This window comes from Parendozoicomonas sp. 2304DJ65-17, from assembly GCF_058148445.1.
This window is the reverse complement of sequence record NZ_JBYVJV010000001.1, coordinates 435,016-447,563: the sequence shown is the minus strand read 5'-3', so window position 1 is coordinate 447,563 and position 12,548 is coordinate 435,016. Positions and strand designations below refer to the sequence as shown.

At 49.3% G+C, this 12,548-nt stretch carries 14 protein-coding genes; all 14 read left to right on the top strand.

The window, feature by feature from the left end:
- Positions 1-69: 69 nt before the first annotated feature.
- The 14 genes from ACY2RR_RS02045 to ACY2RR_RS01980 all read left to right on the top strand — a co-directional run bounded on the left by ACY2RR_RS02045 (position 70) and on the right by ACY2RR_RS01980 (position 12,545).
- Positions 70-444 carry a flagellar basal body rod protein FlgB gene (locus ACY2RR_RS02045; RefSeq protein ID WP_490106470.1) on the top strand — a complete coding sequence of 125 codons (375 nt, stop codon included), beginning with the start codon at positions 70-72 and terminating at the stop codon, positions 442-444.
- A gap of 16 nt (positions 445-460) precedes the next feature.
- Positions 461-862 (top strand): flagellar basal body rod protein FlgC, encoded by a 402-nt coding sequence (locus tag ACY2RR_RS02040; protein WP_490106469.1) that lies wholly within the window; start codon positions 461-463, stop codon positions 860-862.
- A 10-nt stretch (positions 863-872) separates the two neighbouring features.
- Positions 873-1,526: a flagellar hook assembly protein FlgD gene (locus ACY2RR_RS02035; RefSeq protein ID WP_490106468.1), complete on the top strand. Its 654-nt coding sequence runs from the start codon at positions 873-875 to the stop codon at positions 1,524-1,526.
- Between the two features lie 23 nt (positions 1,527-1,549).
- The gene (locus ACY2RR_RS02030; RefSeq protein WP_490106467.1) at positions 1,550-2,746 is read left to right on the top strand and encodes a flagellar hook protein FlgE; all 1,197 of its coding nucleotides are present in this window, start codon (positions 1,550-1,552) and stop codon (positions 2,744-2,746) included.
- Positions 2,747-2,780: 34 nt separating this feature from the next.
- Positions 2,781-3,551 (top strand): flagellar basal body rod protein FlgF, encoded by a 771-nt coding sequence (gene flgF / locus ACY2RR_RS02025; protein WP_490106466.1) that lies wholly within the window; start codon positions 2,781-2,783, stop codon positions 3,549-3,551.
- Between the two features lie 61 nt (positions 3,552-3,612).
- Positions 3,613-4,398, top strand: coding sequence for a flagellar basal-body rod protein FlgG (gene flgG / locus ACY2RR_RS02020; protein WP_490106465.1), 786 nt, complete (start codon positions 3,613-3,615; stop codon positions 4,396-4,398).
- Complete coding sequence (locus tag ACY2RR_RS02015) at positions 4,391-5,095, top strand: flagellar basal body L-ring protein FlgH (protein WP_490106464.1); 705 nt, start codon at positions 4,391-4,393, stop codon at positions 5,093-5,095. Before flgG ends, ACY2RR_RS02015 begins: the two co-directional genes overlap by 8 nt.
- A gap of 15 nt (positions 5,096-5,110) precedes the next feature.
- Positions 5,111-6,223, top strand: a complete 1,113-nt coding sequence (locus ACY2RR_RS02010) for a flagellar basal body P-ring protein FlgI (RefSeq protein ID WP_490106463.1) — start codon at positions 5,111-5,113, stop codon at positions 6,221-6,223.
- Positions 6,224-6,225: 2 nt separating this feature from the next.
- Entirely contained in the window at positions 6,226-6,519 is a 294-nt protein-coding gene (locus ACY2RR_RS02005) for a hypothetical protein (protein ID WP_490106462.1), read from the top strand.
- The gene (locus ACY2RR_RS02000) at positions 6,512-8,173 is read left to right on the top strand and encodes a flagellar hook-associated protein FlgK (RefSeq protein ID WP_490106461.1); all 1,662 of its coding nucleotides are present in this window, start codon (positions 6,512-6,514) and stop codon (positions 8,171-8,173) included. Before ACY2RR_RS02005 ends, ACY2RR_RS02000 begins: the two co-directional genes overlap by 8 nt.
- A gap of 5 nt (positions 8,174-8,178) precedes the next feature.
- Positions 8,179-9,105, top strand: a complete 927-nt coding sequence (flgL, locus tag ACY2RR_RS01995; protein ID WP_490106460.1) for a flagellar hook-associated protein FlgL — start codon at positions 8,179-8,181, stop codon at positions 9,103-9,105.
- A 79-nt stretch (positions 9,106-9,184) separates the two neighbouring features.
- Positions 9,185-10,693, top strand: a complete 1,509-nt coding sequence (locus ACY2RR_RS01990; RefSeq protein WP_490106459.1) for a flagellin — start codon at positions 9,185-9,187, stop codon at positions 10,691-10,693.
- A gap of 65 nt (positions 10,694-10,758) precedes the next feature.
- Positions 10,759-12,132 (top strand): flagellar filament capping protein FliD, encoded by a 1,374-nt coding sequence (gene fliD / locus ACY2RR_RS01985; RefSeq protein ID WP_490106458.1) that lies wholly within the window; start codon positions 10,759-10,761, stop codon positions 12,130-12,132.
- Positions 12,129-12,545: a flagellar export chaperone FliS gene (locus ACY2RR_RS01980; protein WP_490106457.1), complete on the top strand. Its 417-nt coding sequence runs from the start codon at positions 12,129-12,131 to the stop codon at positions 12,543-12,545. Before fliD ends, ACY2RR_RS01980 begins: the two co-directional genes overlap by 4 nt.
- Positions 12,546-12,548 lie beyond the last annotated feature (3 nt).

Below are 12,548 nucleotides of genomic sequence, written 5' to 3'. Positions count from 1 at the left end.
TTTTATTGTCTATTTTAACGCTGTCGTTCATTCGCCCATTCAAACGGCAGAGGACTGGTATCAGCTGTTATGGCCATTTCTTTTTCAGATGCACTTGGTAACCACCCGGAACTTCTGAACCTGCAGGTAGAGCGCGTCGCTGTATATGGAAGCAATCTGGTGAATTCAGAAACACCGGATTATCGCGCCAGTGATTTCGATATTGCCTTCAATAATGAAGTTCTTGCCCTGAAGAAAACCAATGCCCGGCACTTGGCTCCTGATCTTGGCACTTATGGCGTTTTAACCGAGCGTCCACAGCTTCAGACTCTGATTAAAGGCAACAGTGTGGATGTGCCGCTGGAACAGTCAACGATCGCTCGAACGCTGGCTGATTATGCAGTTAATACATCATTTATTCGCCATCAGCTGATGACATTGTCCTCAGCCATTACCGGTCGCTAAGGAACGAGAATACAGCATGAGTTTTCAGGCGCTGTACGCAATATCCAGCCAGTCCATGTTTACCCAGGATGTGCGCATCAATCTTGTGGCAGGCAATCTGGCCAATGCTGAAGTGGCAGCTAACAGTGAAAACGCTGTTTTTCAGTCGCAGGATGTAGTGATGGCATCAACCCGGGTGGAAAACTCATTCGGGGTGATGGTTTCAGAGATAGTAAAAAACAACAAACCAGCCAATGTTCGCTACCAGCCGGATCACCCTCTCGCCAACGATGAGGGGCAGGTGTTTTATCCCGCAATAGACACTGTTGAGCAAATGGCTGCCATGATGTCTTCAGCCCGTAGTTTTGAAACCGCCGTATCACTGTTTTCGACAGGACGTCATATGCAGGATCGGGTTGTTGATTTAATCAACCTGTGAGCTTTTACCTGTGAATGTCTCTTCTGTTTTATCTGCAGGTTCTCCCCAGAGTCTCTCCGGCGCAGGGGCTGGTCATGAAATGGGTTCCAAGCAAACGTTTATGAAGCTGCTTGTTGCCCAGTTAAAGAACCAGGATCCCCTTAGCCCTATGGAAAGCACCGAGATGGTTAACCAACTGGCAACCATCAGCAATGTTGAACACCTTGAAAGCATTCGCCTGTTGCTGGGTTCCATGAATCAGGGGCAGCAAACGGTTAACGCTTCTTTTGCCAGTAACCTGCTGGGAAAAACTGTTGGCCTGGATGCCAGTGTTTTCTCTTTGACAGGTAAGGCGTCTGATTTATCTGTGGATTACCGTTTGCCAGAATCAGGCGGGCCACTGGTACTGACGCTGATGAATGATCTGGGCATGAAAGCCGGAGAAAGTATTCAGAAAGGTAAAGCTGGCGAGATTCGTACATCTACACTGTCTTCTCTGTTCGGCAGCTCACTTCCTAAAGGCAGTTACAGCCTTGTTGCTCGTGGAGAAAATGGGGAAGTTTCCGTGCCCTATATTCAGGCCGGTGTGCACAGTGTTGTTTTTCCTGAAGGTGGGGTGGAGCCACAGTTGGTTTTAAAAGGCAGTGTGCCAGTAGCTCTGTCGCAGGTACGTTCGGTTCGTTAAGGGTTTGTTGAGAGGTTTGAGCAATGTCTTATATCGGGCTGAGTGGCCTGCAGATGGCGAAAAGTGCGCTGGAAACTTCCAGCCACAATATTGCCAACGTGGAGACTTCTGGATACAAGTTGTTCCGCAATATTCTCAGTGACAGCTATGCCCAGACCAGCGGCAGTAATGTGGAAATGTCTGGCGTACGTGTCTCCGCTATGGAGCAGATGTTTTCCCAGGGCGCATTAAAGTTAACAGGTAATAGTTTTGATCTGGCGATTGAAGGGAAGGGGTTCTTTACCCTGAATAATGATGGTAGCCAGCTGTTTTCCCGCTCGGGTTATTTCAGGCTGGATAAAGACGGTTATGTTGTAAATCAGGACGGTTACAAACTGCAGGGCTTTCTTCCTGGGGCTGATGGGGCTATTTCTGTTGCCAGTCGGGGAGATCTGAAAACCGGGGCGTCGAATGTAAAAGGTTCTGCGACGGATTCTGTCAGTGCCAATATCAATCTGGATGCGAATGATGAGGTATCTGGTAACTGGGCAACGTCGTTTACGGTTTACGACAGCCTGGGTGCACAGCATCACCTTGGTGTGAAATTCACTAAAGATGCGATCAATTCATGGTCCGGTGCTTACAAGCTGGATGATGCTGCCACCTATACAAACTTTTCAACAAACGCGGCAGACCCGGATTATATGAATCTAGTGTTTGACTCCACTGGTGCACTGACTCCTGGAACCGGAGATGCTCAGGCAACCATTGCCCTTACACCAGGAAATGGCGCTGCAGCGATGAATGTTAATCTCGATTTTTCCTCCATCACCCAGTATGCCGATGACTTCTCGGTGAGCAATATCAATAAGAATGGGCAGGAGTCCGGCACGCTTAATCAGGTAACTGTTGGGGACGAAGGTATTCTTGAAGCCCTGTACAGCAATGGTGAAAGAGTACGCCTGGGACAGGTGATGGTAGCAACATTTCCAAGCACTGTTGGCCTGACGGTTTATGGCAATAACTGCTGGACAGAGTCTCTCAGTTCTGGCGAACCGATTTTCAATCTTTCTGGTGAAGGCGGTGCAGGGCAGGTGAAAGGCGGTGCACTGGAACAGTCCAACGTAGATATTACTGAAGAACTGCTGAACCTTGTGATGGAGCAGCGTAATTATCAGGTCAATGCCCGCTCTATAAAAACAGAAGACACCATGAGCCAGACACTGATCAATCAGCTGTAAGAGTCAATTCGTCTAACCGGTTAAAGGGTGCAGTATGGATTTTGGTGTTTATATGCCCTCTGGCTCTGCAGATCAGATTATGCAGTTTCAGGCGGTGAGGGCTTCAAATCTTGCAGGTGTTTCCGTTCCCGGTTTTAAAGCGGAAATTCCCTTTGCTGAGCGTATGCAGCAGGCGCTGGATGTTCAGCCAGAAGTAGAAAATCAACCCCGTTATGACAGTCGCCAAATGCCATTGCCTGCTCGCAGCCAGACCAACTTTACTCCGGGGCCAATGAAGCATACCGGCCGGGAACTGGATGTGGCTATACCCGGAAAAGGCTGGTTGGTGGTTGATGTTAATGGTGTGGAAATGCTGACCCGTAATGGCCAACTGGAAGTGACCGGAACCGGTGAGGTTCTTACGGCTGGTGGCCTTCAGGTTATGGGGCTGAGAGGTCCGGTTGTCCTTCCCGAGTATTCAAAGCTGACTATTGGCACGGATGGTGTAATCAATATTGTGCCTCGTGGTGGACAGGAGTCTGAGATTGTTGAGGCTGCCCGCTTTATGCTGGTGAATCCCCCGGAAGATCAGCTTCAGCGCCAGACCGGAGGTATGTTTCGCTATGTAGGTAATGTAGCACTGGCTCCTGATCCTGAAGTGGAAATTAACTCGGGGGTACTGGAAGGTGCTAACACCGACAGTGTTGCTGAACTGATGGACTTTCTGGCTCTTGGAAGAGAGTTTGAAATGAATGTAAGGATGATGAGTGCCTTCAGCGATATGACTGTGAGTGGCGACAAGCTGCTCCATGAAGGTAATGGCTGAGCTCGATGTTTACTTGTGAACACACCCTATTTTCTTTCGATCTTTCAGGAGTGTTTTCTTCATGCATCCTGCATTGTGGATAAACCAGACCGGGCTCTCTGTTCAGGATCGTCAACTGATGGCGACATCCAACAATCTGGCCAATGTCAGCACCTATGCCTTTAAAAAAGACAGGGCCATGGTTGTTGATCAGTTCTATCGGGAGTTCCGTCAGGCTGGCGCACAAGTCGATCAACAGAATAATCTGCCATCCGGGTTGCAGGTAGGTACAGGTGCCAGAGTGGATGGCATGCAAAAGGTGTTTACCAACGGCAATATTCAAACCACCACTCAAGCCCTAGATCTTGCTCTGGTCGGTCAGGGCTTTTTTCAGGTGCAGATGCCGGATGGCACTATTGGTTATACCCGTAACGGCCAGCTTCAACTGAACTCCGAAGGCGTGATTGTGATGTCGGATGGTTTGCCTATTGAGCCCGCAATCACCATTCCTGCGGAAGGCACAACTATCACCATTGCTGAAGACGGTACTGTGAGTGTAACGATGCAGGGGGAATCCCAGCCACAGAATGTTGGACAGCTGACGTTAGTAAATTTTGTGAACCCCGGTGGTTTAAAGCCGAAAGGTGGGCATATCTATCTGGAGACAGAAGCCAGTGGTGATCCGGTGGAAGGTGTGGCCGGTGAAAATGGTATGGGCATCATTCGTCAGTTTGCATTGGAAACATCTAATGTTGAGGCCGTAGAAGAACTGGTAAACCTGATTATGATTCAGCGTTCCTATGAGATGAACGCCAGAGCAATCGAAACATCTGATCACATGATGGAGTACCTGATTCGTAATGTCTGATCGAATTATCAGGCAGTATCGATGGTGTTGTCTGTTGATAGTTATGTGTTTACTGGCTGGTTGCCAAACCACAGAACCTTTGACGCAGCAGGAAACCGACCTTGATGAACTTCCTTATACCGTGAGAGTGACAGAGGATCTTTCGCCGGGAAGTTTATACAGCGAAGCCTCTGCGATTCGCCTGTTCAATGATCTGAAAGCTTACCGTGTTGGTGACATTCTGACGGTCACTCTGGATGAGCTGACCCGCTCCAGCAAGAGAGCTGATACAACAATTAATAAGAAAGATGAAATCGATATCCCCGATCCTACGATTTTTGGAAAGACAGGCGCTCATATCTTAGGGGGAGGGCATTCACTGGCGAGTAATGCTGCTGTCGACAGGCAGTTTACCGGGAATGGTAGAACCGGTCAGAGCAATATGCTGGTGGGTTCCGTCACTGTGATGGTTCAGGCCGTTTTGGACAATGGCAGCCTGTTCGTGAAAGGTACCAAAACAATTCGTCTCACTCAGGGAGACGAAGTCTTGTTTATCAGCGGTGTAGTCAGGCCTGAGGATATTTCGTCAAACAACCGGGTTTCATCCCGAAGGCTGGCTGAAGCCAAAATCAGCTACACAGGAAAAGGCGATCTTGCTGAGGCAAATACACAGGGATGGTTGAGTCGGCTGCTGAATAGCCGGTTTTTTCCCTTTTGAGAGTGCAGCAAAATTATGCGGTGGCTGGTTGTACGAGGTTTAGTTAGTGCTATCGGTTTACTCTGGAGTTTCGCAGGCTACTCCATCCAACTGTTTGATCTGGTTGATATCGAAGGTATCCGTGACAATCAGCTGATCGGGTATGGTTTGGTCGTTGGTTTACAGGGAACCGGAGACCAAACCCGCCAGACGCGCTTTACCGCACAATCCATTATCAACATGCTACGCCAGTTTGGAGTACAGGTACCGGATAATATTGAACCCCGTCTGAAAAATGTTGCTGCAGTGAGCGTTTCTGCATCCATGCCGACCTATGCCCGGGTTGGACAAAAACTGGATGTCACAGTTCTCTCTTTAGGCGATGCTAAAAGCTTACGCGGGGGAAGCCTTTTAGCTACACCTTTAAAAGGCGTTGATGGACGTGTGTACGCAGTCGCTCAGGGGTCTTTGTTTATTGGTGGTGTTTCAGCAGAAGGTGCCAGCGGTTCAAAAGTCAGCGTGAATGTTGCGACCGCCGGTCAGATTCCTTCTGGAGCCACCATTGAACGTAGTGTGATTCCTTATCTGCAGGACAGAACAGCAATCACTCTTAACCTGAAAGAAACCAGCTACCGCCAGGCTAGAAATATCGTCAAAAAGATTGATGAACTGTTTGGCCAGGGAACAGCCTCTGCTGTGGATGGGCGGCAGGTGCTGGTTGAAACCCCGCTTGAGCCGGATCAGCGGGTGGCCTTTATGTCTGCTCTGGAAGGGTTGAATGTGGATAGTGGTCCTGTTCTGGCAAAGGTTATTTTTAATGCCCGTACCGGAACTATTGTTATCGGGGAAAATGTTCGTATTCGACCAGTGTCGATTACTCATGGAAGCCTTGTGGTGACGGTTAACGAAGAACCTCAGGTCAGCCAGCCAGGACCTTTCGCCAGAGCCGGTACAACCCAGGTTACCCAGCGCAGTGATATCAGTGTCAGCGAGCCTTCCAGAGCCCTTAAAGTTTTACCCAAGTCTGTTTCCCTCGAAGAAGTAACCGCTGCTCTTAACAGTATTGGTGCCACATCCAGTGAAATGATGGCTATTCTGCAGGCTATGAAAAAAGCCGGTGCGCTTGAGGCTGAACTGGAAATTCTTTGATCATGGTTCCTCAGATTTCACCTGTATCAGATACGACTGCACTGTCGTCTGAGCTATCCCGAGTTAAAGACTTGTCTGGTGACAAGGGAATGATCCTACAGCAGTTTCACAGTTTTCTGTTGTCCGAAGTCTGCAAGGAAAGTCTGAAGGTCAATAAAACGATTGCTGCTGATACACCCCTCTCTCTGTCCAGGCAGACAGCTCTGACAGAAACTTTTTGGAATCAGGTAATCTCAACAATCAGCGCCCAGGCTGACTGGGGATTACATAGCGCTGGGGAGGGTTTGAATGAGTAACCTTCTGAATATCGGCCAGAGTGGTCTCACGGTTGGTCGTGGCAGCCTGGATAATACGGCACAGAATGTTTCCAACACTCTCACCGAATGGTACAGCCGAAGGGAAAATGTTCTTGAACCGGTGCAAACTCATGGCGGTGGACACGGTGTTTTGGCTTCCGGGGTGACTGTTGCCGAAGTTCGCCGGGTCACCGATGCCTTTGTAACTACACGAGTCTGGTATACCAGTGGCCAATACCAGCAGGCTAAAACCATAGACAGTTATATGCATCAGCTGGATGGCATTCTGGGTGGTGAAAACACTGGATATTCCCAACCTCTCAATCAATTGCACCGCTCTTTTCAACGGGCCGCTGTAACACCGGAAGCACTCGCTGTGCGGCAGCAAGTTTTAGGGGATGCCAATCTAGCCGCTATGCAACTGGTAACGCTGCAGGAACGATTTCAGGCCTTTCATGAGCAGATGGAAGTTCAGGTTGAAAGCTTGCTGGCAGAAGTTAACCAGCTGGCGGAAAACATTGCTGCTGTGAATGATCGTATTCGTACAGCCACAATTGCTGGAAGTGATACCGGGGATCTGCAGGATACCCGTAACCGTCTGGTTGATCATCTCAGTGAACTTACCGGAGCAAAGGCCATAGAAAGCGGTAGCCTGAGCATGATTGACATTGTTCTGGCCGGAGGTACTGCCCTGGTGACAGGGAACAAAAGCTTCGAGTTGGTTGGCCAAAAGAGCAATAACGGTAACAAAATGAGTGTGACAGCCTCTTCGTCTGGTTCCGGCACAGAGTTGGATGTCAGCCAATGGGGCGGCGTATTAGGGGGCGTTGCAGACTTTTACCAGGTACTTATCAGGGAACAAAATGCATTAGGGATTCAGTCTGCCCTGCTAACCGGTGGCAGTAACCGGATTCTTTCTGAAGGTTTTGGCCTGGATGACACAACTGGCAATAAACTTTTCCGTGAGTTAAATGATCCTTCTTTTATCGGGCGGCGCATTGTTCGGGAAACAGCGATAGGCAATGGTCAGCTGGAACTGACAATTGATGACAGCAAGCTGGGTGACCTGAAAGCAAGTGATTACAGGTTGGAGTTCACTTCTCCCACTGGAGGAACGGTGACGCGGCAGACTGATAAACACGTTTACGCCTTCTCCAGTCTGGCAACACCGTTTGAGTTTGATGGTCTTTCGCTATCGCTTGCTACCGGAACTCCGGCTATCGGGGACAAATATTTATTAACCCCGTGGCGCTACGAGGCTGGTAATGCAAAGGTGGTACTCAGTGATCCTAAAAAGCTGGGGTTTGCCAGCCCGGATCCAGATGACCCCAGCAAAAGTCAGGGTTCTGGCGATAACAGCAACCTTGGCAAACTGCTTGATTATTTTGATGGTGAAGGGCTGAGCAGTAGCTTGTCGGTGACTTATGATCGGCAGGTGTCCCGTGTGGCAACGGATGCCCGTCAGGCGACCAGTCGGGAGCAAGCTGAACTCTCCCTTAGAGACAGTGCCCGGGCCGAGCGAGATAATCTCTCCGGTGTGAATCTTGATGAAGAGGCTGCCAACCTGATCCGCTTCCAGCAGTACTATCAGGCCAATGTTCGTGTGATTGCTACGGGAAGTGTGGTGATCGATGAGCTGCTGACTCTGTTTTAATCGTTATGCGTATCAGTACTCTGCAGGAACAGAGTTCAATGGTCACCAGCCTTCAGCAGGCTACATCGCAGTCTCTGGAGGAGTGGAACCGTGTTGCCAGTGGTAAGAAGCTGAACCAGCCTTCTGATGATCCGCTGGCTGCCGTTCAGATAATGGAAGTTAATCGTCGCATAACAACAACAGATATATTTCTGGAAAATATCTACGCCTTAAACAGCCTACTGGAACATGAAGATATTCTTCTCAAGGATTGTGTCTCAAGGGTTGGGGAAACAAGAGACATTATCTTACAGGCTAATAATGCTTCACTGGATAACCAGAGTTTGCAGGCCTTAGGGCTGGAAGTGGCTCATATCATTGATTCTATAGTATCGGTGCTGAATACCAGAGATGCTGACGGTAACTATCTTTTTGGGGGCTATAAAACTTTCCATGCTCCGGTGGAGTTTGATGCGAATGGATTACCTCAGATCAACAATGATGACCCTAATCGCAGACAGGTGATGGTCACGGAAACGGCCAGTGTTGAAGCTACAGATACAGCCCACAGCCTTTGTTTTGCTATCCCGGATGGTGCCGGAGGCACATTCAATTTTCTTGATGTGCTGGTTGACCTGAAAAATCTTCTGCAATCCCCTCCTGCTGATCTATCTGCGCCTCTAATTGATACGCTGAAGAAAGTCGATCTGGCTGCTGACTCCTTTAACGGATTTCAAACAGATCTTGGGTCAAGAATGAAAATGCTGGATAACACTGCTGAAGGGCATCGGCAGTACAAACTGTTTTGCCAGAAGCTGGGTGCTGACCTTGAAGATCTTGATTATGCGTCAGCGGTTTCTCGGTTAAACCAGTCTTCAGCAGCAATGGATGCCGCCCGCAAAAGTCTGACCACTGTTTCCGGCCTTTCACTTTTTCAATACATAAACCCTTAACTGTTTCCGGCTCTGGTCGAGTAGAGCAGCATCGAGTCAGTTCGCTCGACACTTCTTAGCAATACGAGGGGAGCTTCTTATGGCCCTCAGTGTAAACACCAACGTCCCATCCCTGACTGCCCAGCAGGGTTTGGAAAGAGCAACCGGCGCGCTGGAAACATCCATGCGACGGTTGTCCACTGGTTACCGGATCAACAGTGCGAAAGATGACGCCGCCGGCTTGCAGATTACTAACCGGATGACTTCCCAGATCAATGGTCTGACGGTTGCGGTTCGAAACGCCAATGATGGTATTTCGGTATCCCAGACGGCTGAAGGTGCGATGAATGAGTCCACTGCAATACTTCAGCGTATGCGTGACCTGTCAGTACAGTCTGCCAATGACAGTAACGACAGCGTGGACCGGGCGGCCTTGCAGAAAGAGGTCACCCAGCTGACTCAGGAGCTTGACCGGATTGCGGATACCACCACGTTTGGTGGCCAGAAGCTACTTGATGGTACCTATACGGAGAAGAACTTCCAGATTGGTGCAAACGCGAACGAAACCATCGCCATCACTATCACCAGCGTCACCAGTGACAATCTGGGGATTAATGGTTTTGAACTGACGTTTAATGGTTTCACCCTGAATGGTGCCGATGCCGTTGTAGACCAGACCCTCACATTCAGCGTGGATGGTGAAACCCATGCCATTGACCTGAAAGCCGGGGAGTCAGCTAAAGATCTGGCATCCAAAGCGACTTCTACAATCCCCAACATGAGTGCAACAGCCAAAAACGAAATGGATGTGACTTTTGCCGCAAGCACTTTTGCAGCTGCAGGTGATGTGGCAACACTGGTGATAAATGGCAAAACCTACACTGAGAACTATGCAACCAGTCAGGATGCAACGCTTGGTGCTCTGGCCTCACAGATAAATAATGTTGCGGGGCTGACGGCTTCTTACACAACAAACGTGATTACTGTGGGTAACACTTCGGGCGATACCTTTGCGATATCTGCATCGGGAACCACCGATAGTGGATCAACCCCAGCAGCCCTGAGTGCCAATGATGCCACAGTAAGAGGTAAAAACGCTGATGGCAGTGATGCTGGTGCAGCTGTTGTGGATATTGTTGGGACAACCATTGATGTTAAAGGCTCAGTCGACTTTTTAGCTGAAAAAGCGGGAGGTTCTTATAATGTTGCAACCTCTGCTACTGCAGGGGCGACATCCGTTCTCGGCGCAGCTGGTACTGGTGTTGGTGCTGTAGACTCTTCAAAGGAAACCAAGAACACAGTTGATACAGTGAATGTCTCAACGTATGACGGTGCCCAGAAAGCAATCGGAATTATTGATTCTGCTATAGCTGATATAGATGACCAGCGCGGTAACCTCGGTGCGATTCAGAACCGTTTCCAGCACACCATCTTTAATCTCCAGAGTATTCGGGAAAATATGACCGCATCCCGTGGTCGGGTTAAAGACACAGACTATGCTGCAGAAATGGCCGAGATGACCAAACAGCAGATCCTGAAGCAGGCGAGTATCGCCAACCTGGCTCAGGCCAATGAATTGGCCAGAGACGTTCTCCATCTTCTTCAATAGTGCGATATGAGCTGTAGTTTTAACCGAACTATAGCTCTTACTTTTCTGACATAGCTGATGCCCCTATGAGCGGTTTGGATATTCCCGGAATTGGCTCTGGCCTTGATATCAAGGTTATGGTCAAAGCTATTGCCGACAGTGAAATGGCTCCGAAAGAAGAGGCTATAAAACGGCAGGAGAGCAGAGCCGAAAAAGAGCTGTCTGCACTGGGAAAGCTTTTTGGTGCCGGGGGAGAGTTTCTAAACAGTAGTCAGAATCTGCAGAACCACAAAATTGTTCCTGCCGTAGATTCATCACAACCTGATCGTGTTGATGTCATTGTCACCGGTTTGCCCGCAGAGCGGTCGCATATTGTTGAAGTTGTGCAGCTTGCAGCGCCTATTGAGGTGGCATCAGATTATATGACTGCCGGGCAGATGTATTCTGGTGATCTGGCGCTTACCTACACAGATACCGGAGCTGGAACCGCTCAGACTCAGCAATGGACAGTTCAGGTGCCAGCCACGCCAGCTGACGAAAAGTCACTGCTTCAGGTTGCTGAAACTATTGAGCTGGCAACTTCCGAAAAGCTTCAGGCAAGAGTGGAGACAGATGCTTCTGGCGAACGGCTGGTGATTGCTCCCAGACAGTCAGGAGCCAATATTGCAGTAACGGTTGCAGGAACTGATGGATTTGCGGCACTCGCCAATACCTTCTCTGTCAGTGAGGCCGGGCAGGATTGTATTTATCGAGTGAATGGCTCAAGCCATACCAGCCGCAATCACCTGATTCAGAACGTGATAGAAGGGCTTGAGCTGAACCTTCTCAAAGCAGAAGTCGGCCGAAAAGTTTTGGTTTCTGTTAATTACAATGTTGAAGCACTGGCCGCCAAACTCAGTGCTTTTGCCGAAAGCTGCAATGTGTTTATGAAGGCCGCTCAGACTGCGGCGCAGGGTGATGCCAAGCAAGGGCAACCGGGCAACCCGATGGTCAGAAACCTTTCTCAGCAATTGGATCGCATACTGGGGCAGGTTAACCGCTCCGGATCTCATCACTATCGGTCGTTAGCGGATATTGGTTTGACCCGCATGCGTGATGGGCTTTTCTCTCTGGATAAAATCAAACTGAACCGGAGTTTTCAGAATCACCCTGAAGATATTCCACCACTGTTGTTCGACAGGCAAAGCCCGGTCGCTAAGGTCAGCGAGTTTATTCGCTCTATGGATAAACCTTCTAATGGTTTGCAGATACGGGGGGCAACGCTGGAACGAAATATCAGGAAGTTTTCCTCCGAACATATCAGCCTGGATATAGAGCGACAAAAAATTACCGACAGGCTTCTGCGCAAGTATGTGGATATGGATCAGCGTATTGGCCAGCTGAAACAGGTGGGTAGCAGTATTGAACTGATGAAGGACAGGCTTGTCATCAACGCTCCCGGTAGAGGGCGCTCACGTTGAACACTGTCAAACAGGCGAGAAACCATTACCGGCACAGCCAATATGTTCGCGCTGATGAAACTGGTCAGGTTGAAAGGTTACAGCTGCTGCTTAAGGGGCTGCTGGATATGCTCTATCAGTGTGAAGGCTGTATTGAGTCCAGACAGATTGCCCGCAAAGGTGAGCTGGTTGGCCGGTGTATGGATATTTTTATTACCTTAAAACAGAACCTTGCCTCTGCAGATGTTTACGCTGATATAAAGGCGCAGGTGGGAGCTATGACCGGCCAGCTGAATCAGTTATACGATCATTGTCTGTTTCTTTTGTCTCGTACTACTCTTGAAGACGATCTCGAAGCCTTGAAGGCTGTTCAGGGTGTAGTGCAAACATTGATCGATGCTTGGGAGGCAGCACCTCTCAATACGGGACACTGAAGC